Source organism: Streptosporangium sp. NPDC023615 (assembly GCF_040640155.1).
In the GTDB taxonomy this organism is placed as follows: Bacteria; Actinomycetota; Actinomycetes; order Streptosporangiales; family Streptosporangiaceae; genus Streptosporangium.
The window spans coordinates 40,890-64,745 of sequence record NZ_JBFABE010000023.1; the positions used below are offsets into that span (position 1 = coordinate 40,890).

General features: G+C 71.9%; 20 protein-coding genes, 1 tRNA gene and 1 pseudogene. 15 read left to right on the plus strand and 7 right to left on the minus strand.

What is annotated here, in order from left to right; translation table 11 throughout:
* Positions 1 to 5 precede the first annotated feature (5 nt).
* Complete coding sequence (locus tag AB0G16_RS18360) at positions 6 to 560, plus strand: DUF523 domain-containing protein (RefSeq protein ID WP_362805993.1); 555 nt, start codon at positions 6 to 8, stop codon at positions 558 to 560.
* Here the strand turns inward: AB0G16_RS18360 and AB0G16_RS18365 are convergent.
* Positions 541 to 2,304 carry a PQQ-dependent sugar dehydrogenase gene (locus AB0G16_RS18365; protein WP_362805995.1) on the minus strand — a complete coding sequence of 588 codons (1,764 nt, stop codon included), beginning with the start codon at positions 2,302 to 2,304 and terminating at the stop codon, positions 541 to 543. The genes AB0G16_RS18360 and AB0G16_RS18365 overlap by 20 nt on opposite strands.
* A gap of 392 nt (positions 2,305 to 2,696) precedes the next feature.
* Between AB0G16_RS18365 and AB0G16_RS18370 the strand changes: the two genes are divergently transcribed.
* Complete coding sequence (locus tag AB0G16_RS18370) at positions 2,697 to 3,821, plus strand: crosslink repair DNA glycosylase YcaQ family protein (protein ID WP_362805997.1); 1,125 nt, start codon at positions 2,697 to 2,699, stop codon at positions 3,819 to 3,821.
* A 28-nt stretch (positions 3,822 to 3,849) separates the two neighbouring features.
* Here the strand turns inward: AB0G16_RS18370 and AB0G16_RS18375 are convergent, their stop codons facing one another.
* Positions 3,850 to 4,050, minus strand: coding sequence for a hypothetical protein (locus AB0G16_RS18375; protein WP_362805999.1), 201 nt, complete (start codon positions 4,048 to 4,050; stop codon positions 3,850 to 3,852).
* On the opposite strand from AB0G16_RS18375, the gene AB0G16_RS18380 reads away from it, so the two are divergent.
* From AB0G16_RS18380 to AB0G16_RS18395, 4 genes and pseudogenes are all read left to right on the plus strand, one after another.
* Positions 4,049 to 4,555 carry a hypothetical protein gene (locus tag AB0G16_RS18380; RefSeq protein ID WP_362806001.1) on the plus strand — a complete coding sequence of 169 codons (507 nt, stop codon included), beginning with the start codon at positions 4,049 to 4,051 and terminating at the stop codon, positions 4,553 to 4,555. The two genes, AB0G16_RS18375 and AB0G16_RS18380, sit on opposite strands and share 2 nt — an antisense overlap.
* A gap of 43 nt (positions 4,556 to 4,598) precedes the next feature.
* A pseudogene (locus tag AB0G16_RS18385) lies at positions 4,599 to 5,275 on the plus strand (response regulator transcription factor).
* Positions 5,272 to 6,606: a HAMP domain-containing sensor histidine kinase gene (locus tag AB0G16_RS18390; protein ID WP_362806003.1), complete on the plus strand. Its 1,335-nt coding sequence runs from the start codon at positions 5,272 to 5,274 to the stop codon at positions 6,604 to 6,606. The pseudogene AB0G16_RS18385 and the gene AB0G16_RS18390 overlap by 4 nt, the downstream one beginning before the upstream one ends.
* A 441-nt stretch (positions 6,607 to 7,047) precedes the next feature.
* Positions 7,048 to 7,614, plus strand: coding sequence for a hypothetical protein (locus tag AB0G16_RS18395; protein ID WP_362806005.1), 567 nt, complete (start codon positions 7,048 to 7,050; stop codon positions 7,612 to 7,614).
* Positions 7,615 to 7,732: 118 nt separating this feature from the next.
* Here the strand turns inward: AB0G16_RS18395 and AB0G16_RS18400 are convergent.
* The 3 genes from AB0G16_RS18400 to rsfS all read right to left on the minus strand — a co-directional run bounded on the left by AB0G16_RS18400 (position 7,733) and on the right by rsfS (position 9,094).
* Positions 7,733 to 7,805, minus strand: a tRNA-Ala gene (locus tag AB0G16_RS18400).
* Positions 7,806 to 8,036: 231 nt separating this feature from the next.
* A complete protein-coding gene (locus tag AB0G16_RS18405; RefSeq protein WP_362806007.1) occupies positions 8,037 to 8,690 on the minus strand; it encodes a histidine phosphatase family protein in 654 nt (217 codons plus the stop codon).
* Positions 8,687 to 9,094: a ribosome silencing factor gene (gene rsfS / locus AB0G16_RS18410; RefSeq protein ID WP_362806009.1), complete on the minus strand. Its 408-nt coding sequence runs from the start codon at positions 9,092 to 9,094 to the stop codon at positions 8,687 to 8,689. Before rsfS ends, AB0G16_RS18405 begins: the two co-directional genes overlap by 4 nt.
* Positions 9,095 to 9,814: 720 nt before the next feature.
* Here rsfS and AB0G16_RS18415 point away from each other — a divergent pair.
* The 4 genes from AB0G16_RS18415 (at position 9,815) to AB0G16_RS18430 (ending at position 16,789) form a co-directional block, all read left to right on the plus strand.
* Positions 9,815 to 11,110, plus strand: coding sequence for a hypothetical protein (locus AB0G16_RS18415; protein ID WP_362806011.1), 1,296 nt, complete (start codon positions 9,815 to 9,817; stop codon positions 11,108 to 11,110).
* 362 nt (positions 11,111 to 11,472) lie between these two features.
* Entirely contained in the window at positions 11,473 to 12,273 is an 801-nt protein-coding gene (locus AB0G16_RS18420; RefSeq protein WP_362806013.1) for an AAA family ATPase, read from the plus strand.
* A complete protein-coding gene (gene fxsT / locus AB0G16_RS18425) occupies positions 12,270 to 16,463 on the plus strand; it encodes an FxSxx-COOH system tetratricopeptide repeat protein (RefSeq protein ID WP_362806015.1) in 4,194 nt (1,397 codons plus the stop codon). Before AB0G16_RS18420 ends, fxsT begins: the two co-directional genes overlap by 4 nt.
* A gap of 38 nt (positions 16,464 to 16,501) precedes the next feature.
* Positions 16,502 to 16,789 carry a DUF397 domain-containing protein gene (locus AB0G16_RS18430; RefSeq protein ID WP_362806017.1) on the plus strand — a complete coding sequence of 96 codons (288 nt, stop codon included), beginning with the start codon at positions 16,502 to 16,504 and terminating at the stop codon, positions 16,787 to 16,789.
* On the opposite strand, the gene AB0G16_RS18435 is transcribed toward AB0G16_RS18430, so the two are convergent.
* A complete protein-coding gene (locus tag AB0G16_RS18435) occupies positions 16,770 to 16,961 on the minus strand; it encodes a DUF397 domain-containing protein (RefSeq protein ID WP_362806019.1) in 192 nt (63 codons plus the stop codon). The genes AB0G16_RS18430 and AB0G16_RS18435 overlap by 20 nt on opposite strands.
* Before the next feature lie 132 nt (positions 16,962 to 17,093).
* On the opposite strand from AB0G16_RS18435, the gene AB0G16_RS18440 reads away from it, so the two are divergent.
* On the plus strand, positions 17,094 to 17,318 hold the full coding sequence (locus AB0G16_RS18440; RefSeq protein WP_362806021.1) for a DUF397 domain-containing protein: 225 nt from the start codon (positions 17,094 to 17,096) through the stop codon (positions 17,316 to 17,318).
* Between the two features lie 15 nt (positions 17,319 to 17,333).
* On the opposite strand, the gene AB0G16_RS18445 is transcribed toward AB0G16_RS18440, so the two are convergent.
* A complete protein-coding gene (locus tag AB0G16_RS18445) occupies positions 17,334 to 18,425 on the minus strand; it encodes a hypothetical protein (RefSeq protein WP_362806023.1) in 1,092 nt (363 codons plus the stop codon).
* A gap of 66 nt (positions 18,426 to 18,491) precedes the next feature.
* On the opposite strand from AB0G16_RS18445, the gene AB0G16_RS18450 reads away from it, so the two are divergent.
* The 4 genes from AB0G16_RS18450 to AB0G16_RS18465 all read left to right on the plus strand — a co-directional run bounded on the left by AB0G16_RS18450 (position 18,492) and on the right by AB0G16_RS18465 (position 23,831).
* A complete protein-coding gene (locus tag AB0G16_RS18450) occupies positions 18,492 to 19,133 on the plus strand; it encodes a hypothetical protein (RefSeq protein ID WP_362806025.1) in 642 nt (213 codons plus the stop codon).
* A 99-nt stretch (positions 19,134 to 19,232) separates the two neighbouring features.
* A complete protein-coding gene (locus AB0G16_RS18455; protein ID WP_362806027.1) occupies positions 19,233 to 21,500 on the plus strand; it encodes a PQQ-binding-like beta-propeller repeat protein in 2,268 nt (755 codons plus the stop codon).
* Positions 21,501 to 21,502: 2 nt separating this feature from the next.
* Positions 21,503 to 22,963 carry a serine/threonine-protein kinase gene (locus tag AB0G16_RS18460; protein WP_362806029.1) on the plus strand — a complete coding sequence of 487 codons (1,461 nt, stop codon included), beginning with the start codon at positions 21,503 to 21,505 and terminating at the stop codon, positions 22,961 to 22,963.
* A gap of 67 nt (positions 22,964 to 23,030) precedes the next feature.
* Positions 23,031 to 23,831, plus strand: a complete 801-nt coding sequence (locus AB0G16_RS18465) for a hypothetical protein (RefSeq protein ID WP_362806031.1) — start codon at positions 23,031 to 23,033, stop codon at positions 23,829 to 23,831.
* The last annotated feature ends 25 nt before the right edge of the window (positions 23,832 to 23,856 follow it).

Consider the following 23,856-nt stretch of genomic DNA (forward strand, 5'->3'; position numbering starts at 1 on the left):
GGCCGGTGGACAGGATCCTGGTCAGCGCCTGCCTGATGGGGCGCAAGGTTCGGTACGACGGTGCGGCGAAGACCAGCGAGGACGCGCTGCTGGCCACCTGGCGGCGGCAGGGGCGGCTGGTGGCGTTCTGCCCGGAGGTGGAGGGCGGGCTGCCCGTCCCGCGCCCGGCTGCGGAGATCGAGGGGGGCGCCGGGGGCGCCGCCGTGCTCGACGGCACGGCCCGGGTGCTCACCGCCGACGGCGCCGACGTCACCGCGCCCTTCCTGGCCGGCGCGCGGGCGGCGCTGGAGGCCGCCCGCTCCTGTGGCGCGCGGGTGGCGATCCTCAAGGAGGGCAGCCCCTCCTGCGGCAGCCTGGCCGTCCACGACGGCGCCTTCGGCGGCGGGCGGGTGCCGGGGAACGGTGTCACCACCGCCCTGCTGGAACGCAACGGGATCGCGGTCTTCGGCGAGGAGCGCGTCGCCGAGGCCGCCGCGCGACTACGCGACCTCGGCGACGCCGGCGCCCTGGAGGGCGCCGGCGTCCCCGATGAGACCGGCGTCAGGAGATGTCGACCCTGAGGATGCGGTCGGAGCCGGCGGGTTCACCCCCGCCGGCGTCGGCGTTGGTCGTGGTCAGCCAGAGCCGGTTGGCTCCCGGCACCGCGACCACGGTGCGCAGCCTGCCGTAGGTGCCCACGTAGTAGGCGACCGGCGTGCCGGTGGCCTCCCCGGCCTCCAGGGGGATCCGCCAGAGCCGCTCACCGCGCTGCGCCGCCATGTAGACCGCGTCGCCGACGACCGCGACGGCGCTGGGCGAGGCGGTGCTCACCGTCCACTGGCGCTTGGGGTTCTCCATGCCGGCCACGGAACAGCTCCCCTCGCAGGTGGGCCAGCCGTAGTTGAGGCCCGGCTTGATCAGGTTGAGCTCGTCGAACTGGCTGTTGCCGAACTCCGCCTGCCACAGCCGTCCCCGCGAGTCCCAGGCGATGCCCTGCGGGTTGCGGTGACCGTAGCTGTAGACGAGCGTGCCGAACGGGTTGCCCGGGGCGGGCTGCCCCGCGGTGGTCATCCGCAGGACCTTGCCGGCGAGCGAGTCGCGGTTCTGCGCGTTGGCGGTGACCTGCGCGTCACCGGTGGTGGCGTACAGGTACCCGTCCGGGCCGAAGGCCAGCCGGCCGCCGTTGTGGTAGCGGTTCTTGGGGATGTTCCGCACCAGGGCCGTGTAGCCGCTCAGCGAGGTGCCGTCGTAGGTCATCCGGGCGATCCGGTTGCCCTCGGAGGCGGTGTGGAAGAAGTAGACGTAGCGGTTGCTCGTCCAGTTCGGGTCCACCGCGACCCCCAGCAGGCCGCCCTCGCCGCCGGTGCCCATCGTCTCGGGCACGGTGCCGACCAGCGTCCTGGCGCCCGACAGGGCGGTGCGGTAGACGCGGAAGCTGTCGCGTTCGGTGACCAGCGCGTTCTGCCCGTCCGGCAGCCAGGCCACGCCCCACGGGACCGTCCAGCCGGTGGAGATCTGGGTGATGCCCGACGGCACCCCGCCGCCGCACGCCGCGGTGGTGAAGGTGACGGTCCCGCTCTGGGCCGAGACGTTGCCCGCGGCGTCCCTCGCCACCACGTGCAGCGAGTACGGGCTGGCGCACGCCAGGCCGGTGACCGTGACGGAGGTGGCCGGCGGCGAGCCGGTGACGGTGGCGTAGACGGTGCTCCCGCTGCGCACCTCGTAGGAGGTCACACCGGTGTTGTCGGAGGAGGCGGTCCAGCTCAGGGTCGCCGTGGTGGCGGTGACGGCGGACCGGGTCAGGCCGGACGGCGCGGTCGGGGGCGCGGTGTCCGACGAGCCGGTCTCCAGGTCGAGGTGGTCGAGGTTGGGGTTGCCGCCCGCCGTGGTCGCGGTGACCCGGATCGTGTTGGCGCCGGCCCGCAGCGTGACCGTGAGCGTGCTGGTCGCCCAGGTGTTCCAGGCCCCGGTCGGGCCGAAGGCGCGGGCCGCGGAGACCACCGTGCCGTTGACGGAGACGTCGCCGGGACGGTTGCCGGTCGAGCCGTTGGCGTAGCGCAGGGCCACGGTCGCGGTGCCCGCGCTCGCCGCCTGGACCGTCCACTCCACGTAGGAGCCCGCGACGTTGTCGCCGTTGACGAAGCCCGTACCGGAGTAGCCGGCGTGGTTGGACTCGGCCACCCCCTGGGAGATGCGGGCGCTCTCGGCCTCGTAGCGGGTGGCCGCGCCTGCCGGGCTCACCGTCGCGACGGTCGTCATCAGCGCCAGAGCCGTCGCCAGGAGGCCGCCGAGCGCCTTCCGTGTCCTGGATCCCTCTGATCTCATGAGTCTCCTTGACGTGGGGTTTTGGGAGCGTCCGATACGCCGCGGCGGTACGCGACCGAGGGCGTTCCGGTGTTGTTAGCGCTAACAAGGCGAGTAGCGGATCACCCGGCTCTTCGGGTCCGTCACGGGATCCCGTCCGTCACGGGTCCCGCCGCGGACCACCGGGACCGGCACGCCACGGTTCGCCGGGTCCCGCGCCACGGGACCGCCGGGCCCGGGTGTCACGGGTGTCCCGGGGGCGCCGGGCGCACCGGGTTGCCGCCCAGTTTCACCCTGACCGCATTGATCGTCAAGGGTGAAAGGAATATGTCAGGAAAAATCGTGAATCTTTCATCGGCATCCGGATCCGCGCCGGTTCCCGCCCCTTCCGCGCCTCCCGTTACAGTGATCCGATGGGCAGCACGATCACCCTGGACAGGGCCCGTTGGCTGGGCTTCAGGTGGCACCGGCACGGCCTGGCCCGCCGATCCCGCGAGGAGACGCTCGACGACCTGCTGTTGCTGGGCTTCCAGGACGGCCGGCAGGCCGACGCCAGACGGTCGCTGATCCAGCGCACGAGTGGCGTCGGATCGACGAGCGTCGCCGAGGCCCTCTCCCCCGGCGGGCCGCTGGTGAGCATGTGGACGGTGCGCGGAGCGCCGCACGCGCACCGCCTGACCGATCTGGACCTCGTCCGCTCCGCCCTCGCCCCCCGGGAGTCGGACGAGGGCGGGGCCGCCTGGGTCGCCGCGGTCGAGGAGGTGGCCGCCGCCCTGCGCGCCGTGGTGACCGGCCCCACGCCGAAGCCGGAGGCGAGCCGCGAGGTGAACGGACGCGTCCCGGCCTCGCTGGTGGGGCGGTGCGAGCGCTGCGACGCCGACCACGTTCCCGACGCGCTGTTCCGCGCGGCCGGATGCCGGGCGCGGATCGCCGTCGGCCCCGGCGACCAGCGTGTGACCATGCTCCACCCCGCCCCCGAGGCCCCTCGCGCGGAGCGGGAGAAGGGACAGGGCCGCCAGGACCGCCGGGACGGCGACCCGCGTCTGACGTTGCTGGAGGCCTACTTCCGGGTGAACGGCCCGACCGGCGGAACCCTGTTCCGCGACTGGATGGGAGGCGACACCGCCGCCGTCGCCGGGCTGTGGAGGGAACTGGGCGACGACCTGGTCCGGGTGCGGATCGACGGCCGCCGCCACGACCTGCCCGAGGCGCTCCTGGACGAGGTACGGCGGGCACCCGAGGCCGAGGGGGTGGTCCTCGTCCCGCCGCACGATCCCTACCTGCGTCAGGCCGACCGGACCCTGCTCGTCCCCGACGCCGACCGGCGCCGGCGGGTCTGGAGGGCCCTGTCCGGGCCCGGGGCGCTGCTGGTGGACGGCGAGGTGGCCGGCACCTGGCGCCACCGCCGCCAGGACCGCGAGGTGACGATCACCCTCTTCGACCGCCTGGCGCCCGCCCGGCGCGCGGAGGCCGAGGAGAGCGCCCGCCTGGTCGCCGAGGCGACCGGCGACCGGGTGCCGGGAATCGTCTGGGACTGAGGCGGCCCGCTGGTACCCCCACGGACCGCTAGTACTCCCACAGATCGGTACGCCCCTCCGCGCCGATGCAGAAGACCGCCGAGCCGTGCTCCCCCCGGACCAGGTCGACCCGGATCCACCCGGTGGCCGAGGCGACCTTGGCCTCGTAACCGGCCCTGGGCGCGGCGGTGACCAGACGGCAGACACCGTCCTCGATGGCGAACGAGACCGAGCCGCCCTTGACGTTCATGACGCGCAGGTTCTCGGTCGAGACCGACCTGGTCCTGGTGGCGGCCGGCGCGGGGGTGGCCGGCGGCGACGCCCTCGTGGCGGCCCGGGAGGGGCGGGACGCCCGCGACGTGGGCGCCGCCGGTGCCGTAGAGGTCCCGGGGGCCGGCCCGGCCCGCCGCGTCCGTTCCGGCGACGCGCCGCTCGCCGACGGGGACCGGTCCGGGAGCGGCCGGGCACTCCGGGAGGCGGAGGGGACGGGACCCGGCGCCGGGGTCCGGCCCGAGGTCGAGGTCGAGGGCGACGCGGTCACGTCGGACGCCCCGGCCGGCGGGCCGGTCGGCATCCCGGGCGGGGGCTCTCCCCCGCCGGTACGGCCGACGGCGGCGTTGAGCGACCCGACGCTCGCGTCCTCGAAGACCTCGCTGCGCAGCACGTCGCGGACGCCGAGCCAGGCGACCGAGACCGCCAGCACCGTGGCGCCGCACCACACCGCGATGAACCCCAGCGTCTGCCGCATATCGTGAATTATTACGTCATTTGTCTCATTGTTCACTACCGTTACACGGCATGGCGACGGTTCTGGTGGTCGAAGATGACGAGTACGTGCGATCCGCGATCATTCAGGAACTCGCAGACGCCGGCACGCGGTGCGCAGCGCGGGACGCGCCCTGGACGCCCTGCGGGAGATCTCGCAGAATCCGCCGGACGCGGTCATCCTCGACCTCGGGCTGCCCGACCTGGACGGGGCCGAGGCGCTCAAGATGGTCCGCAGCATCTCCAGCGTCCCGGTGATCGTGGCCACGGCCAGGGACGACGAGGCGGAGATCGTCCGTCTCCTGCAGGCGGGCGCCGACGACTACCTGGTCAAGCCCTTCTCCGGCGACCACCTGAACGCCCGGCTGGACGCCGTGCTGCGCCGGGCGCGCAGTGCCACGCCGTCCCCGGTGGTGCGCGTCGGCGCGCTCACGGTGGACATGAACCGGCGCGAGGCCACTCTCGAGGACCACCCGCTCACCCTGACCAGGCGCGAGTTCGACCTGCTGGCCTACCTGGCCGCCCGGGCCGACCGGGTGGTCTCCCGCAAGGAGCTGCTCACCGAGGTGTGGCAGCAGTCCTACGGGGACGACCAGACGATCGACGTCCACCTGTCCTGGCTGCGGCGCAAGCTCGGCGAGAGCGCCTCGTCCCCCCGCTACCTGCACACCGTGCGCGGCGTGGGGGTCATGCTGACCACACCGTCGTGAGGCGGACCCTGGCGCTGCTCACCGTCGCGGGCACCTCGATGGTGGCCCTGGCCTTCCTCATCCCCCTGGGGCTGGTCGTCAGGGAGATCGCCCACGACCGGGCCATGGCCCAGGCGGAGCGGCAGGCGTCCGCGCTGGTGCCCGTGCTGGCCATCACCGTCGATCCGGCCCGGCTGACCCACGCGCTGCTCAGCACCGGCGCGCGGGACCGGATCGGCGTCCACCTGCCGGGCGGCGGCTCGGCGGGCACCGTGAGGGCCCCCGTCGCCGCGGTGGCCGCGGCCTCCCGGCTGACCCGGGCCGTCACCTCGGAGCTGGGCTCCGGTCGCCTGCTGCTCCGTCCCGTCGCCCTGGACGGCGGCCGGACCGTGGTCATCGAGGTCTTCGTCCCGCCCGGTGAGCTCACCCGGGGCGTCACCGCCTCGTGGGCGGTGCTGAGCGGGGTGGCGGCGGCGCTGGTGGCCGGTTCCCTGCTGGTCGGCGACCGTCTGGGGGTGCGCGTGGTGCGCTCGGCGCGGCGGCTGGGCCGGGCGGCCGGCGCCCTGGGGGCCGGGGACCTCAGCGTCCGCATCGAGCCCGAGGGGCCTCCGGAGCTGGTCGCCGCGGGTGAGGCGTTCAACAGCATGGCCGACCGCGTGGTCCAGTTGCTGGCCGCCGAACGGGAGATGGCCGCCGACCTGTCACACCGGCTGCGCACCCCCCTGGCCGCCCTGCGGCTCAGCCTGGAGCACCTGGGGCCGGAGGCCGAGCAGAGCAGGAACGCGCTCACCCGGCTGGAGGCCGAGGTGGACCAGATCATCGCCACCGCCAGGCAGCCCTCCCGCGCACCGGAACGGGTTCACTGCGACGCCGCCGAGGTGCTCCGCGAGCGGTTGACCTTCTGGTCCGCGCTGGCCGAGGACCAGCGGCGCCCCTGGGAGCTGATCGGCGCCTCCTCCCCCGCGCGGGTCCCGGTCGCGGCCGGCGAGCTCGGCGCCGTGGTGGACGCCCTGCTCGGCAACGTCTTCCGGCACACCCCCGAGGGCGCCGGCTTCACGGTGACCCTGCACCAGGGCACCGGCACCGTCGGCGTGCTGATCGCCGACGCCGGACCCGGGATCGCCGACCCCGAGGCCGCCCTGCGGCGCGGGGCCAGCGGCGCGGGATCCACCGGGCTCGGCCTGGACATCGCCCGCCGGCTCGCCGAGTCCACGGGCGGAACGCTGCGCATCGACGCCTCCTCAACGGGAGGCGCCAGGGTCCAGCTCTGGTTCCGCACCGACCGGCACGACCGCCGGTACGGACGGGTGCGGGCCCGCCGCGGGCGCGACCGACCCCCGGAAGGCGGCTGATCCCCGAAGGTCCGACTCCCGGAGGTGTCCGATCCCCGAAGGCGGCCGGGCATTGATTAGATCATGGGTAAGCGCACCTTAAGGACGACTAAAAAGCGCTTTTCCACATCGCGGATGCGCGATCGTGGAGAAACCGCGCGCCTCACCCGCGTTCGCGGTCCCCGGCTCGCCGCGCCGTGCCGGTCACGCGTTCAGACGGAGGGCACGTGACCGGTTCGGGACGGCGAGCCGGGGACTCCCCCGGCCTCCCGCCGCGTCCCGCGAGGTCCACCGAAGATCCCCGAAGGTCCCGCGGGCTCCCTCAGGGTCCTGGAGGGCGGCGCGAGGCGAGGATCACGGGACGGCCGGATCGGGAGGTTTCATCGAGATTCCGTGCACCCCGCGGCCACGGCACCGCGGTGCTGTCATGATCGCGGTGGCACCTCACCGACGGGATCCGCGATGCCTCCTCGCTCACTCGCGCTGTCGGCCACTTCGCTCTGCGCGGCCGGCCTGGCGCTCCTGGCGTACTTCCACGACTCCGACCTGGTGCTCCTGAGGGAACACCTGAACCATCCGTTCGCGCTCGGTGTGCTGGCCTGCCTCCTGGCGGCACTGGCCGCCGCCGGGCTGCGGTGGATGTGGCTACGCGTCGTGGTCTTCGTTCTCGCCGGGCTGGGCGCGGGTGTCGCGCTGCTCGCGGGATCGTTCGTCCTGACGTTCTCCTCCACCGAGGAGGCCGGCTTCGTCGACGGGCCGGACCCGTACAGGGTCCGGCTCCAGCGGTCGCTGGCGGGCCTCGGGCCGGACACGGTGATGTGGCTCAGCCTCCGCAGGGACGGAGGGCTGCTCAGCAGGGAATGGGACCTCGGCTGCTTCAACGACGACGTCCCCGACGATGCCTTCGACTCGGTCACCTGGACGGGGCCGAACTCCGTCGAGATCCGGGTGACCGGCGGGCAGTCGTTCCCCGTGCCTCTGGACCCCGCCTCGGGCCGACCCCGGACGACCGTCACCCTCGGCTGCTGACGGCACCCCGGACGATGGGCTCCCCGCCTGCCGGAAAACGACGAGATCCCGCCCGATCGAACCGATCGGGCGGGATCTCGTGAACCACTTTCGTGCCGCTGCGAGAACGACCCTCAGGTGGAGCTATGGGGATTCGAACCCCAGACCTCCTCCATGCCATGGAGGCGCGCTACCAGCTGCGCCATAGCCCCTGGCCACCGCTGCGAGTGCTCTCGTCGCGGCGCTCGGGAAGCATATAAGGACACCGGCGTGTTCACCTAATCGACGGCCGGGAGGCCCGCACCGCCCCCGGGGCGTATGCCGGGGAGGGCGGATTCCCCCGGCGCCGCCCGCCACGGCGGCCCCGGCGAGCCCGGCGGACACGGGCCGAGCCGGGCCACGACGGAGTCAGGGCGGGCCAGGACGAGACCGCGACGGGCTCGTCACCCCGGGACGACTCCGGGCTCGTCCTCGGTGGCCTCGGGGCTGTCGTCGCTCCTGACCGGCTCCGGGAGGGTGCCGGCGTTGTGCTCCATCAGGCGCCAGCCCTTGCGCGACTGCTCCAGCACCGACCACGAGCAGTTCCCCAGCCCGCCCAGGGCGGGCCAGAGCTCCTCGGGCAGGTTCATCAGCATGGCGATGCCGAGCCGGAGCGCCGCTCCGTGGGAGACGACCACGAGCAGGCCGTCGGAGTCGAGCTCGGCCGCCCAGCGGCGGATGGACGACGACACCCGCACCGCGACGTCGGCGACCAGCTCACCGCCCGGCGCCTCCCAGGCGACGAACTCCCGGGGCCACTTCTCGGCGATCTCCTCGCGGACGAGCCCCTCCCACTCGCCGCCTCCGCGCTCCCGCAGGTCCTTGTCGACCTTGACCTCCAGCCCGGTCACCCGGGCCAGTGCCGAGGCGGTGTCGAAGGCCCGCTGGAGATCGGAGGAGACGATCATGCTGGGACGGAGCGCGGCGAGCAGCGAGGCCGCGCGGGCGGCCTGCGTGACCCCGGTCTCGTCGAGCGGGATGTCGCTGTGCCCCTGGAACCGGTGCTCGACGTTCCACAGCGTCTGGCCGTGCCTGAGGCAGACGACGCGGGGGCTCACTCAGCTACCGCCCCGCGGGCGCGCTGGGCGGCGACCTGGGTGACGCTGTCCGGCAGCGAGATCGAGGGGCAGTCCTTCCACAGGCGCTCCAGCGCGTAGAAGGTGCGGTCCTCCTCGTGCTGGACGTGCACGACGATGTCGATGTAGTCCAGCAGGACCCAGCGGCCCTCGCGCTCGCCCTCGCGGCGGACGGGCTTGGCGTCGGCCTCGATCCGCAGCCGGTCCTCGATCTCGTCGACGATGGCGCGGACCTGGCGGTCGTTGGTGGCGGAGCAGAGCACGAACGCGTCGGTGATGACGAGCTGCTCGCTCACGTCGTAGGCCAGGATGTCATCGGCCAGTTTGTCCGCCGCCGCCTCAGCGGCGAGCCTGACGAGCTGGACGGATCTGTCGGTTGCTGTCACGGTGTGGGTCAGTCCTCCTGCTAGTCGGCGCTGTCACCTATCAGGGTGCCCGATCGGGCGCTCGTTGAAGAGCCACAGTTCGAACAACGCCTGTCGTATGCCGCCCGATTCCGCGCCGCGGGCGTATCGGCGGCCCGATCGGGTTCGTCCTCCGCGGCCGGGGCCGCGCCCACCGGTCCGGGGCGGCCGGAATGATCCGGGAGATTCGGCGCTCGGAGCGGGTGAGCTGCGGATACCCGTACCACGCAAACTCCTCGAATCATAGCGAATCTTCACGAAACGCGCTCCGGCTCACGGTATCCCCGAGGGGGGGACGACCTCCCGGGCACCGGGACGGGCCCGTGGGCCATCGCCGTCACGTCCCACCGGTGCCGTGTCTCCCGCCGGGCACGTCGAGGGGTGTCCCCTGTCCTCGACGAGGGATCTCGTCGTTCACGGACCGGCCCCGCGCCGGGACCGCCGTGCCTCGCGTCTTTCACCCAGGGGCATCCGCCGACTCGTTTTCCGGATGACTGGAAGAATGGCCTGGATTTAGTAGAATCGCCTTCAAATTTGCAAGATCGGCGTTCGATGGGGAGAAAAGTGCGCGCACCTGTCGCTGGCGCCGTGGCCGATCTGTTGAGGCAGGCGGGAATCGACTCCACCGACCTTCTTTACGCGGTAAATTCCCATTTGCGGTCCGATCTTAATGTACCGAACGCCCCCACCCCTGCGGGGCACATGTTGCGGGTGGTCGAGCGGACGCTCGCCGCGGAGGGCGGGGCGTACGCGCTGCAGACCGCGGTGCGCTATTTTCTGGGCGCCTCGACGCCGGTGATCGAGCGTCTCAGAAAGCTGCTCGGCTCCGCGGATCCGGTGATGGAGCCGGACGCGGAGGAGACGATCGTCAGGCTGTTACGCGCCTGCCAGTTGACCGGGTTGCGCCACCTCTACTACGAGGTGACCGACAACGGAGGACGCTATCTTCCGCCGCACCTCACCACGGCGTTGCAGATCTACGACTTCCTCCGCGACTCCAACGCCCGTCCCGGGGCCCTGCCGCCCGTCCTGCTGTTCGTGGTGGAGCTGTACCTGCGGCTGGTCCACCACGAACCCGGCCAGGATCCTCAACTGTCCTTCGACCTCCACCGCTGGATCGACGCGCAGGGCGCGAGGTTCCATCGCAACGGCGACGAGGAGGCGGCCCGCAGGCTCGAACAGCTGATGAAGAGCTCACCTTCCTCCCAGACCCGTACCGACTTTCCCGTCTACCTCGTCATAGAGATCTCCCCCCTTCCGGTCTCCGACGACGGGCGCGACCTGCACCGGATCGTCCACTGGTCGCAGGCCGACCAGCCGGGCTGGAATCCGGTACGCGGCCCTGAGGTGGAGCTGCCGCTCGATGAGATCCCCCCCTACGTGGAGGAGCTCGTCGAGCGGACCGAGGAGACCCGGAGCAACACCCGGGGTGGACCGCTGGTGCTGGAGTTCCTGCTTTCCGAGGAGCTGCTGGACCTGGCCGTCGAGCGCTGGCCCAGGCGGACCGGCGGTCTCCTGCCGCCCCGGCCGCTCGGCGCGGACTACGAGGTGGTGCTGCGAAGCGACGAGCACCTGCGCCCGCGGAGCAGGCACAGGCACTGGCACCAGCGTTGGGACCAGGTCGTCCGCGGGGAGGGCACGGTGTACTTCGTCCCGGTCGAGGCCGTCGCGCCGGAGATGATGCACGCGGAGCTCCTGCGCGGCGAGCGGTTGGTCGCCTGCGTACTGTCGATCCCCCCGAGAGACTCCCGGGGGCGAATCCAGCTCGCGGCGGCGATCGACGCCGGATTACCTATTGTCCTATGGTGTAGAGACATCAGGATGAATGCGGACTTTCGGCGGCTGGCGGCCGATTTCCTCCATCCGCGAGGTCTCGGACAACTCCCGACCGGCATGCACGCGCTGCGTTCTGCGGAACCTGGGTATGACGTGGCATTGCTGTGGGATGATCCGACCAGGCCCATGCCCCGAGCGCCACGGTTGAGGTCACCGGCCTAGGAAATCGGCTTGGTCAGGCTTGCATCGAAGGCAAGACAAGGGGATCCTTAACAAGAGGCCTATTGAAGACTGCCCGAATCATGCGTCCAAGTGAGGAAGCTCCACTAATGAGCGTGGAAAAGCCACATGGGGACGATGGGCTCACGATGATTCCCCGTGGCTGGCATCTTTACCGGGGCACCGGCCGACCGCGTGATGACATTCCCTTTCACCAGGCACTTCCGCCACCGCCGCCGTGGCGCACCTTCGACGGTGGTCCTCCGCTCGATCCTCCACCGGAGGATCCGGCCGACCTCGAGCGCAGACTGGGCCATATCGGTTTCCTGGCACGATCCGTTCCGGCCCCGGGCGAGGTCATCGCGGTGAACGCCGCCCTGTGCCTGCGGCGCCCGCTCCTCGTCACCGGCCCGCCCGGGGTGGGCAAGTCGACCCTCGCCTACGCGGTGACACGGGAACTGCGCCTCGGTCCCGTGTTGCGCTGGCCCATCAACAGCCGCAGCACCCTGCGCTCAGGGCTGTACGAGTACGACGCCGTGGCCCGCGTCCAGGACGCGCGGCTGGAGGGGGCCGAGCCCGACATCGGCGACTACGTGCAGCTCGGCGCCCTCGGCACGGCCTTGCTGCCCTACGAGCAACCCCGCGTCCTGCTGGTCGACGAATTCGACAAGGGCGACCTCGACCTGGCCAACGACCTGCTGGACACGTTCGAGGAGGGTTCGTACCAGATCCGCGAGCTCTTCCGTGCCCGTGCCCGCGAGCCCGAGGTCGTCGTGCACACGGCCGACGCGGGGGGCACCGCCCGGATCCGGCACGGCCGGGTCCAGTGCCGGGCCTTCCCCTTCATCGTCATCACCAGCAACGGTGAGCGCGAGTTCCCCCCGGCCTTCCTGCGCCGGTGCATCCGGCTGGAGATGTCCCAGCCCAGCAGGGACCGGCTGGCCGACCTGGCGGTGGCGCACTTCGCCGAGCGGGCGGAGCCGTACAAGGACCGGCTGATCCAGACGTTCCTGGAATACCGCGACCGCAACCCGGTGGCGGCCGACCAGTTGCTCAACGCCCTCCATCTCGCCATCCACAGCGCGGAGGACGTCCGCCAGGACCGCACCTGGAAGCAGGTGCTCGGCGTGGTGCTGCGCCGCCTCGACGCGGCGGGCACGGAGTGAGCACGCCGGCGTCCCCCACGACGGCCGGCGCCGGCGCGCCGACCTGGCAGGAGGCCGCCGAACTGCTCTGGCTCGCCGCGCTGGTCACGGCCCACGCCATGGACGAGGAGGGGTTCCCGGCGTCGCGGTCACCGTCGTCGCAGCCGCCGTCTCCGGCGGCCGACCCGGTGAGAGCCGCCGGTGACACGGCGGGACCCTCGCCCACCGCGGCCGCCGACATGCCGTTCGGTGCCGTGGCGAGCCCCTCGCCGGCGGACCCGGCGATCGGCGGAAGCGAGCCGGGCGAGTCCGGGAGCCTGCTCGTGACCGGCCCCCGGCGGCGTGAGCTGCCCAGGGCCATGCGCGCCTTCCGCGCTCTCGTGGACTCCCCCTTCGGGGAGCCCGAACTGGACGAGGAGGCCACGGCGGACCAGGCGGCCTACGACGACCTGTGGTTGCCGGTGGTGAGACCGCCGCGCGAACGCCGGCTCAGCCTGGACATAGTGATCGACGACAGCCGCTTCGCGTTGCTCCAGCGGGAGACGGCCGAGACGTTCGCCGCCGCCTTCGAGGACGTCGCGGCCTTCCGTCTGATCCACAGGCACCTCCTCGACACCGACCGTGCCGACACGAACGCGTTGCGGCTGCGAACGGGGCCGCACGACAGGACGGGCCGGCCCGCGACCGCCCTGTCGGCGCCGGGAGGCAACGGAAGACGGCTGATCGTCGTCCTGACCGACGGCGTGGGCGACGCCTGGCACAACGGAGCGGCTCACCGTCTGCTGGCACACTGGGGAGGGCACAGCGCGGTCTGCGTGGTGCACCTGCTGCCCGCGCGACTGTGGGAGCGCACCGGGATCACGCCGGTCAGGGTCGAACTCCGCGCACCCGGCGTGGCGGCGGCGACCGGTGACTACCAGGCGTCCCCTCCCTCGGGCACGGTGCCCACGCCGGTCATAGGGACGACTCGCGCTCAGGTGACGATGTGGGCCGGCTTCGTGATGGGCAGGCTCGCCCGCTGGCGCGCCGCGGTCGTGCCCTGCCCCTCCGACGAGGACGAGCGGCCGGAACCGGATGATCAGCGAACGGACCTCTCGGCCGAGGAGCGCGTGCGCGTTTTCCGCCTGCGCGCCTCCTCGAACGCCTTCGAGCTCGCCGTGCACCTGGCCTCGGTTCCGCTCGTGTCGTCGGTGATGCGGCTGGTCCAGCGCCGGCTCGTACCCGAGGCGACCGAGGCCGACCTGGCCGAACTGCTGGGCAGCGGCCTGATCCGGCGGGTGAACGCCTCCGCCGGCCCGTTCGACATCCCCTACGACTTCCTCGACGGTGTGCGGGAGGAACTGCTGCGGGCGGGCCGCCGCTCGGACACGGCTCAGGTCCTGCTCACCGCCTTCGAGCATCTCGGTCCCGAGATGAGCGAACTACGCGTCCTGTACGAGGTGGTCGTCTCCCCTTCCGGCGCCCGCGTACCGGACCTCCCGCCCGACCTCGAACCGATCGTGCGCCCGGTCGTCTCCGCGCTCGAGGCGATGGCGGGGCCCTACTCCGCGCCCGCTCGCTCCCTCCGCGCGGCGATACACCCGGAAGGGCCGAGAAATTCCGGCCATGCGATTTCTTCCGAACAGGAGGGTCACGTGCCGGCCGCATACCCGCACCTCGTCAAGGAACCACAGCCGCACGACCCTTTTGGAGTGACCATCAATATGAGCTCGGTAGAGACGGCCCCTGCCCGGCAGGCCAACCAGCCGCCGCCGGTCTGGAACGTCCCACAGAAGAACCTCAATTTCACCGGCCGCGAGACCGTGCTCAATCAATTGCACGAGCGCCTGTCCGCAGGAACCACCGCGGTACTGCCCGAGGCACTGCACGGCCTCGGCGGTGTCGGGAAATCCCAGATCGCCATTGAGTACTGCTATATCCACCAACAGGATTACGATCTCATCTGGTGGATTCCCGCAGAACGCCTGACCATGGTCAGACAGGCGTTCGTGGACCTGGCGGTTCATCTGGACCTGAACGTCACCGAGCCCAACGTGGCGGTGCCGGCGGTGAAAGAGGCACTGCGGCTCGGCCGGCCCTACGCCAACTGGCTGATGGTCTTCGACAACGCCGAGGACGTGGACGAGGTCAGGAAGTTCTTCCCGCCCAACGGGCCGGGGAAGATCATGGTGACCTCCCGCTCGCGGGACTGGTTCGGCCACGCGACCCCGCTGGAGGTGGACGTCTTCACGCGGGAGGAGAGCCGGGAACTGCTCCGACGGCGCGGGCCGGATCTGACGGAGGCGGACGCCGACGCGATCGCCGAACGCCTGGGAGACCTGCCGCTCGCGATCGAGCAGGCGGCCGTATGGCTGGCCGAGACGGGCATGCCGGTCTCGGAGTACCTCCAGCTCTTCGACGCCGAGCGGAACGAGCTGCTGCACGTGGAGGGCGCCGAGGTGCCGGTGGCCGCCGCCTGGAACGTCTCGTTCGCACGCCTGCAGGAAAGTCATCCGGCGGCCCTCCAACTGCTGCGGGTCTGCGCCTTCCTCGCGCCCGAACCCATTCCCCGGACGCTGCTCACCAGCAGCCGCGATCTGGAGGGACCGGCCGAACTGCTCGAGGCGCTCCGCGACCCCATCGCCGTGGCGCGGGCCATGCGCGCCATCAACCAGTACGCCCTGGCCAAGATGAACTACCGGAACAACACGATCTCCCTTCACCGGCTGGTCCAGCGGGTGGTGACCAGCCAGTTGCCGGAGCGGGAGGCCTCCCTCCTGCGTCACTGCGGTCATCTCCTCCTCGCCAACGCCGACCCCCAGCAACCCGGCAACCGCACGCGGTGGCCCGAGTACCAGGCGCTGTTCCCCCACGTGCTCGCCTCCAAGCTGGAGGAATCTCCCGACCCGTGGGCCCGGCAGTTGCTGCTCAACCTCATCGACTACCTCTATATGTGGGGGGACAACGAGGGATTTCTCCACCTCGCCCGCAAGGCGGTGGAGGCATGGGGAGGGAGCCTCGGGGCGGAACACGATTCGACCCTCGCGGCCGAGCTCCGCCTGGGGCGGGCGTTGCGCCTGGGGGCCGAGTTCGAGGCGGCCTACCTGCATCACCTGCACGCCCGCGACGCGCTCCTCGAACGCCTCGGCCCCGAGCATGAACGCACGCTCGAGGCACAGGGCTATCTGGGCGCCGACCTGCGCTACCTGGGTCGGTTCGGCGAGGCGCTGGAGATCGACCGTAAGGCCTACGAGGCCCTGTCACGGCTCTTCGGCCCGGACGATCCGCTGACCCTGGAGCAGGCCCACCTGCTGGCCATCGACTACCGGCTGACCGGGGACCCGTGGAGAGCGAGGGATCTGGACGAGGAGACCCTGCGCCGCAAGGAAGAGGTCATGGGGGCCGACGCCCTCACCACCCTCAGCTCCCGCGCCGCGCTGGCGATCGACGAGATGGAGTGCGGACGCTACCAGACGGCGTTCGAGCTCCAGAAGTTCCACACCGGCGAGATGCGCCGGCGCTACGGCAACTCCCACCCGGGCACCATGGAGGGCATCGCCCTGCTGTCGGTCATGAGCCGCAAGGCCGGACACCACGATGCCGCGCTGGAGCTGTCGGAGGAGGCGATCTCGCTGTTCCTCGCCCGCTACGGGGAGGAATTCCAGGTGACGGTGGCCGTCTCCATGAACCATGCCATCAACCTGCGCCACGTCGGCCGGATCGCCGAATCGGTCAAACTGGGGCGGCGGGCCCGGCAGCTCTACGAGGAGATCTTCGGCCCGGACCACCCGAACACGCCGACCGCCGACGTCAACATCGCCGTGAGCCTGCGGCTCGCCGGTCAGGCGGAGGAGGCCCGGAAGCTCGACCAGGCGGCCCTGGAGACCCTGACGGAAGTGCTCGGGCCTGACCACCCCAGGACCCTGGTCTGCGCGATCAACCTCGCCAGCGACCTCTTCGCCCTGGAGCGGTACGACAAGGCGCTGGAACGGGACCGGCAGACGTTGGAGCGGATACGGCGGGTGCTTCGCGACGACCATCCGAACACGCTGACGTGCGCGTTCAACCTGAGCCTCGATCTGCGCGCGACGGGCGACACACAGGAGGCGGACAAGTTGCTCGCCTCGACCCTGACGGGTTACCGGAGAACCTTCGGGGAGGATCACCCGGGCTTCCTCGATGCCGTCAAGGGAAATCGCGCGAACTGCGATATATATCCTATCGGTCTATAAGAAGATCTATTAACATCAAAGAAGTCGTACGGTTGCCGATGCGTTCCACTGCGGACCTGGAGTACTGCGACGTGAACGAGAGTGCGGATTCTCTCTGGCGCAAAAGTTCGTGGAGCGACGGGCAGGGGACATGCGTGGCCGTGGCGAACCTCGGATCGCATCGCGCCGTCAAGGACACCAAGGACCCCCACGAAGCATGCTTCGTGGTGTCCATGAATTCCTGGGAAGCCTTCGTGGCGGCCGTGAAACGAGGAGAGTTCGACAACCAGGTGGGACGTGCGGCGCGCCGGCGGCACGTCCCACCGCTCAGATCGCTCGACTCTTGACGGCGCCGACGAAGGCCGCCCACGAGTTCCGCGTGAACGTCAGGTGCGGGCCGGCGGGGTTCTTCGAGTCGCGAACCCCGACCTGCCGGTCCAGCCGGGCCACCTCCACACACGTGCCGAGGTTCTGCTCGGTGCTGTAGCTGCTCTTGCGCCATACGGGCGACTGGGACATGGACTACTCCCCTCCTTGGTAGCGTAGAGTGATCACACGGCTACTCTATCGGGTGGGGTCTCCCCACACCGACAGGGCCCGCCCTTGAGCGACTTACCTGCGCCCGGCACGATTCCGTCATAAACTACGGATATGGTGCATATCAAACCAAAGGCGACAGAATTCGACCTGTCATCCATTGTCTGGATACGCGGAACGAGCGACCAGCAGATCGACGATCCCGTGGAAGTGGCGTTCGTGGGCGAGAACATCCTCATGCGCAACGGGGGCACCGACGACAGCACCGTCCTCGTCTTCACCCGGGCCGAATGGGACGCGTTCGTCGCCGGCGCGGTCGACGGCGAGTTCGACCAGTAAGCCCCGCGGGAAGCACTAGGGAACCTGGGCGCGGAATTCACCCAGAAGCGTGGCCAGCTCCCGCACCGGCTCGGAGTCGCCCTCCATGCGTCGCAGGACCTCCAGGAGCCGCTCCAGCCCGTCGGGATACCTGCGGCACACGTCGGCCAGGCTGAGGACCGCCTGGCGGGTCCGGGGGTCGCGCTTCACCCGGCCGGCGATCGCCGGGTCCAGGAGCTGCAGGACGTCGTCGCGATCGGAGGGTGTCTGGAGGGACGGCACCCGCTCCAGCGCCTCGGCGACGTCGAGCAGGGTGAGCGGGCCGGTGGCGGGGCGGGCGGGGGTGAGGTGCTCCAGCATCGCACGCAGGTAGGCGGCCGCCGCCAGCGAGGCGGCGGGCTGCCACGCGTCCGACTTCGCGGTGTCGCCGTAGTCGCTGACGCCCCGTACGACCAGGCAGCTCGCGCCGTTCAGCGCCGCGCTCCACGCCACGCCGGCGCCCTCCATCTCGATCGCCAGCAGACCGTCCTGGCGGGCGATCTCGTCGCGCCTGGCGGCGTGGCGGAGCAGCTCGTCCCCGCTGCCGATCTTCCCGTAGAACACCCGGGGCTCCCCCGGCTCCGGGCGCCGGTAGGCGGCCGACGGCGGGCCGACGGCCCCGGCCCAGTGCGGCCCGCCGCCCAGCGCCAGCGCGCGCACCTCGTTGACCGCCCGCAGCAGCGACGGCGAAGCCGGAAGGACCGGCCCCCGGGGCGCGCCGCCGGCCTCGGTGACCCGGCGGTGCGCGTAGTGGACCACCCCTTCGGTGGCCACCACGACGTCGCCGAGCCGTACGTCCCGCTCCGGGTCGCCCGGACACGGTACGCCGAGCGCTATCCCGCACATCACCAACGTTCGCACCCGCGGAAAACTGCGCGTCAAATGGGCGCACGCGTCGGCGGCGGGGACATTGCTCGTCATGGCCAGGCAGGTGACCACCACGCCGCCCCCCGTCTCACCGGTGACGTACCGATTGGGATCGCCGGGCGGCGAGACTTTCCGGAGCGGACCGAGCGCATGTCGCACGGCGGTGAATTCCAGGGGAAGAGCGGTGATGACGCCTATCATGGTGGGCTCCATGCAGAACATCGGGTTTTCCACCCTAGACCGCACGCGTCCCGGCGGCACACGATATGTCCTGCGAAGGAGATTCAAGTGCGGGAGCTCGTCATCGGTATCGCCAGTTCGCTTATCGCCACCGGGCTCACGGTGGCCGCCGGGTGGTTCGGATTGTCATGGCCGAGAAAGTTGTTGTTACGACTGTTGTCCCGCGTATCGGGGCTGGGGGTCGTACGCGCCTACAAGAAACAGTCGGCGGCCAATACCGCTCTCGCGGCCGATCTGCGCGCGGCCCGCTGGATCAAGGTGCTGGCCGGGCGGGGCAACGAGCTGACCCGCGACAGCTTCCAGGAGGTGTGGCGGCAGCGGCACACGCGGCTGCGGTCGGTGCAGATCCTGCTGCCCGACCCGGCCGATCCGGGGCGCTGGCTCCAGAGCCGGGAGGAGGAGATGCGGCGCGTCGACCCGGGCTTCGAGTCCGGCCTGCTCGCCAAGCAGGTGTCCGCCAACATCGCCTACCTCTCGGCGGTGGTCGCCGCCAACCCGGAGGTGGAGATGCGCCTTTTCGATGCCCCCCATACCTGCCGGGCGATCATCACCGATCATTTCGCCTATTTCACTCCGTATCTATCGAGCGCACACGGGCGCAACACGCCCTGTTTCGTATTCGGGAACGGCAGCGTGATGTACGACCACCTGCTGCGCACCTTCGAGAACCTGTGGAGCGCCGGACGGTGACGGGCCATCGATCGGCTACCACTGGGGCTCACCGGTGATCCGTCCTAGAATTCTCGCGGTGATGCCTTGTGCGCGAAGCGATTCGGGGAGGCGAGGCGGGTGGAACCGCTTCGGGCCGACGATCCCCACCGGATAGGGCCCTACCGGGTGCTGGCGCGGCTGGGCTCGGGCGGCATGGGCGTGGTCTACCTGGGGCGGTCGCGGAGCGGGCGGCTGATCGCCGTCAAGGTCATCAGGAGACACCTGGCCGCCGACCCTGAGTACCGGGCGCGGTTCCGGCGTGAGGTGACCGCGGCGCGCCGGGTGATCGGCGCGTTCACCGCGCCCGTGCTGGACGCCGACCCCGAGGCGCCCTGGCTGGCCACGGCCTACCTGCCCGGGATGACCCTGCGCGAGGCCGTCGACACGTTCGGGCCGATACCGCCGGAGTCGCTGCGCGCGCTGGCGGGCGGGCTGGCCGAGGCACTGGCCGCCATCCACCGGGCCGGCGTGGTGCACCGCGACCTGAAACCGGCGAATGTGCTGCTGACCGCCGGCGGGCCGCGCGTGATCGACTTCGGGATCGCCAGACCGAGCGGCGAGGCGACGATCACTCAGAGGGGGGTTCCCATCGGCACGCCGGGTTTCATGGCGCCGGAGCAGGTGGCCGGGGTGGAGGTCGGGCCCGCGAGCGATGTGTTCACGCTGGGCGTCGTGCTGGCCTACGCGGCCGGCGGGGTCGAACCCTTCGGGACGGGCCCGGCGGGGTCGCGGCAGTACCGGATCATGACCGGTCAGGCGGACCTGGACGGGATCGGACAGGGGTGGTTACGCGACATGGTCGTCGACTGCCTGCGGCCGGACCCGGCGCGGCGCCCCTCGGCCGGAGAGGTGCTGCGACGGCTCGGGGAGCAGGGCGCGGTCTCGCTGCAGGGAACCCGATGGCTGCCCCCGGCGGTCGCCGACGAGATCGACCGCCGCACGGCCCGGACCGTCCTGCCGCCGGCCCCGGCGATCGCGCCCGTCGGGCCGGAGGGACCGGACGGGCCCGGGAGGCCGGACGGGCCCGGGGGACCGCGAGCGGCGGAGGGGCCGGTGGACGCGCCCGGCCTGCCCGAGGAGCCGGGCGGATCCCCCGTGCTCGACGACGCGGTCATGAACATGGCGACCGCCGAGCCGTTCCCTGTCGCGCCGGGAGGCCCCCGGGGCGTCCGGCGCCGGAGTGTCATCGCCGGGACCGCGGTGGGGGCGCTGGCCGCGGGCGGGCTCGGGGCGCTGCTGTGGAGCCGGGGCGAGCCTCCGGCCGCCGCGCCGGAGCCGCGGCCACCGCGTTCGGACCCGTCGCGTTCGGACCCGTCGCGTTCGGACCCGTCGCGTTCGGACCCGTCGCGTTCCGGGGCGCCCCCCTCCTCCGCCGAGCCACCGCGAGCCGTCCGGCGGTGGCGGGTGAAGAGCGGTGACTACTACGCCGACCTGTTCCTCTGCGAGGATCTCGTGCTGGTGAGGGGCGAGGCCGGTGACACCTACGCCGTCGATCCCCGTACCGGACGGGTCCGGTGGAAGCGCCGCGGGGAGCTGGCCGGGACCTCCGGCGGCCTCGCGTTCCTGATCTCGTCGCGCTCGCCGCACATGTCCGCGGTCAGCCCGCGTGACGGCAGGACGCTGTGGATCGTGGACGTGCGGCCCGGGTTCTCACCGCTCCAGGCCGTGGTCACCGGGCCGGTGGCCTGCGTCGGCGGCGTCGGCGGCGGTGAGCGGCTCATGGGCCTGGACGCGCGGGACGGGCGGGTGCGGTGGTCGGCGACCGTCACGGGCCTCGACGGGTTCACGGCCGGCGGCGGCACGGTGGCGGCGGCGGGCCACGGCGAACTGACGGGCCTGCGGGCCCGCGACGGCAGGCGCAGGTGGTCGTACCCGATCGGCGAGGCCTTCGGCGTGAGCTACGGGGAGGGTCTCTTCCTCGTCAGCGACACCCGGTACGTCCTGCACGCCGTCCGCGCCGACACCGGGAAGCGCGCCTGGCGCAGGGTCGGCGCGGGCAACGGGTTCCTGCTCCAGGCCGGCGGCGGGATGGTGTACGCCGACGCCGGAGACGGCGTGCTGGCGATGCGCGCGACCACCGGTGAGACGGTGTGGTCCCGCGCGCTGGGCGCCGGTGCTCCCCAGGGCTACGGCAACGCGCTCGGCCTGTACGGCGGCACGCTCTACGTGGGCGGCACCGACAGGCGGGTCCACGCGCTGGACCCCGCGACCGGCCGTGTCCTGTGGACGTACGGTGCCGACATGACGCTCAGGTCGGGTCCGGTGAGCGCAGGCGGGCTGGTGTTCGTCGCCACCAGGGACGGGTACGTCAACGCCCTCGCCCCGCCCGACGGGACCCGGGGGTAGCGGTGCGGCCTCTGGAACACGACGACCCGCGCTGGGTCGGGACCGGAGACCGGCGCTACCGTGTGCTGGCCAGGATCGGCTCCGGCGGCATGGGGACGGTATACCTCGGGCGCTCCGCGGGCGGCCGCGCGGTGGCGATCAAGATGGTGCGCCCCGAACTGGCCGAGGACCGGGAGTTCCGGCGGCGGTTCCGGCGGGAGGTGATGGTCGCGCGGGCGGTCGGCGGCGCGTACGCCGTGGCGGTGCTCGACGCAGACCCCGCCGCCGAGGTGCCCTGGCTTGCGAGCGAGTTCCTGCCGTCGGTGTCGCTCGACGAGGCCGTACGCGACGCGGGTGCCCTCCCGGCCGGTACGGTCTGGGCGCTGGCGGCCGGGATGGCCGAGGCGCTGCGGTCGATCCACGGCGCCGGGATCGTGCACCGGGACCTGAAGCCCGCGAACGTGCTGCTGACCGCGGACGGCCCGAGGCTGATCGACTTCGGCATCGCCCGCGCTGTGGACGCCGCCACGATCACCCGGCCGGGGACGCGGACCGGCTCGCCCGGTTTCATGTCCCCCGAGCAGATCGCGGGTGACACGACCGGACCGGCCGCCGACGTCTTCTCCTTCGGCGCGACCCTGGTGTTCGCCCGGACGGGGGCGGAGCCGTTCGGCGAGGGGCCGTGGCACGTGAGGGTGTCGCGCGTCCGGACCGAGTCGCCGCGGTTGGACGAGATCGCCGAGGACGACCTGCGGGCGTTGATCGCCTCCTGCATGGACCTGGAGCCCGGCCGCCGACCCACCGCCGACGGACTGATCGACCGCATCGCCGCGCTGCGGCACGACGGGCCCGGCCGGGCGTACGCGTTGCCGGCCCCGGTCGCCGCCGCGATCGGGCGGCGTGCGGGAGAGGCGGAGAACCCGCCGCTCCCCCGCGACGGCGGCACCGGCACCGGCACCGGAGGGACGGCGCGCGGCCACCGCCGGTCCGTCTGGGCCGGAGCCGGCGCCCTCCTGACGGTCCTGGTGGCGGTGATCGTCGTCCTCGGCGGGGCCGGACGCCCTCCGGTGGCGGGCCCGGGAGTGCGGGACGACGCCGCGCCGGCCGTACCCACCGGCGTCCTTCCCGGTACGGGCACCGGTGCCACGCCGGGCGTACCGGCACTCACCGTCACGCCCGCCGCCCCGGCCCCGTCCGCCGCGCGCGGACGTCAGCTGGAGTTCCACCTGACGGGCGATGTCCGGCTCATCTCGGTGACCTACACGGTGGACGGCCGGTCGAAGACGCTGAAGGATGTGAAACTGCCCTGGCGGAAGACCATCGAAATACCAAAAAGTCCGGATATCAATCAGTGGCGGATCCGATTCCGCTTCCCCGCCGGAGCGGTCAGGTGGCGGGTGCTCGTGGACGGCTTCGAGGCCGGCGCGGGAAACTCCTCCAGCACCCTCGTGCCCAGCCGTGGAGGGGGTGACGGGGCCGTCTGAACGATCCGGCCCCTCCCGGAGGGCGACCACTGGCGTGTGAGCGGACCGCAAGGAGGAGACGACCGTCGTGACGAAGGTGGAGATCCTGCCCAGGGAATTCGGCAGCCTCGCGCACGGGCTGCCCCCGGCCGTGCCCGGCACGCTGTTCGCCATGGGGCCGAACGGGGGGATGCGCGTGGCGCCCGACGCCGGGCTGGAGCTGGTGTTCGGGCGGTGCCAGCCGGACGTCCACGTCTGTGTCGGCGGCGACGACACGCACGTGAGCCGGCGGCACGGGCGCATCGTCGGGACGCGGTCGGGATGGGTGCTGCACAACACCGGCCGGCTGGCGATCCGCTTCCCCGGCTCGCGCCTGGTGCTCGGCGGGCAGCACGCGGAGCTGCCCTCGGCGTACACCCCGCTGTTCATCGTGTCCCCGCGTCAGGAGCACCTGCTGGAGGTACGGATCGCCGCCGGTACGGCGGTACGCTGCGCCCCCGGCCGGCACGAGGCCGAGACGGCCGGCCCCAGGACCTGGGACCTGAGCCCGGTCGAGCACCTGGTGCTGGTGTGCCTCAGCCAGCGCTACCTCCGCCAGGAACCGTACCCCCAGCCGCTGACCTGGGCCCAGGTCGCCGACGAGCTGGGCGGACTGCGCCCCGGGGAGAGCTGGACCGGCAAGCGCGCCGCGCACATCGTCAACGAGGTGCGCCGGCGGCTCAGCGCCGAGGTGGCCGGGTTACGGGAGGAGGAGATCCCGCCACCCCTGGGTAACGCGCTCAACCACAACCTCATCACGCAGTTGCTGGTGACCGCCACGATCCAGCAGGCGGACCTGGTGATCCTCGACCCGGCTTCCCCGGGACCCCTCCCGGAGCCGATCGAATAACCTCGCGTGTCACCGGCGCTCGCCC

Bases quoted from the DNA above. Each gene is read 5' to 3' on its own strand.
- AB0G16_RS18365 (WP_362805995.1), bottom strand. From the start codon at position 2,304: ATGAGATCAGAGGGATCCAGGACACGGAAGGCGCTCGGCGGCCTCCTG.
- AB0G16_RS18440 (WP_362806021.1), top strand. From the start codon at position 17,094: ATGGTGCATATCAAACCAAAGGCGACAGAATTCGACCTGTCATCCATT.
- AB0G16_RS18375 (WP_362805999.1), bottom strand. From the start codon at position 4,050: ATGAACGTCAAGGGCGGCTCGGTCTCGTTCGCCATCGAGGACGGTGTC.
- AB0G16_RS18435 (WP_362806019.1), bottom strand. From the start codon at position 16,961: ATGTCCCAGTCGCCCGTATGGCGCAAGAGCAGCTACAGCACCGAGCAG.
- AB0G16_RS18380 (WP_362806001.1), top strand. From the start codon at position 4,049: ATGACGCGCAGGTTCTCGGTCGAGACCGACCTGGTCCTGGTGGCGGCC.
- AB0G16_RS18415 (WP_362806011.1), top strand. From the start codon at position 9,815: ATGTTGCGGGTGGTCGAGCGGACGCTCGCCGCGGAGGGCGGGGCGTAC.
- AB0G16_RS18395 (WP_362806005.1), top strand. From the start codon at position 7,048: ATGCCTCCTCGCTCACTCGCGCTGTCGGCCACTTCGCTCTGCGCGGCC.
- AB0G16_RS18370 (WP_362805997.1), top strand. From the start codon at position 2,697: ATGGGCAGCACGATCACCCTGGACAGGGCCCGTTGGCTGGGCTTCAGG.
- AB0G16_RS18430 (WP_362806017.1), top strand. From the start codon at position 16,502: ATGCGTTCCACTGCGGACCTGGAGTACTGCGACGTGAACGAGAGTGCG.
- AB0G16_RS18445 (WP_362806023.1), bottom strand. From the start codon at position 18,425: ATGTTCTGCATGGAGCCCACCATGATAGGCGTCATCACCGCTCTTCCC.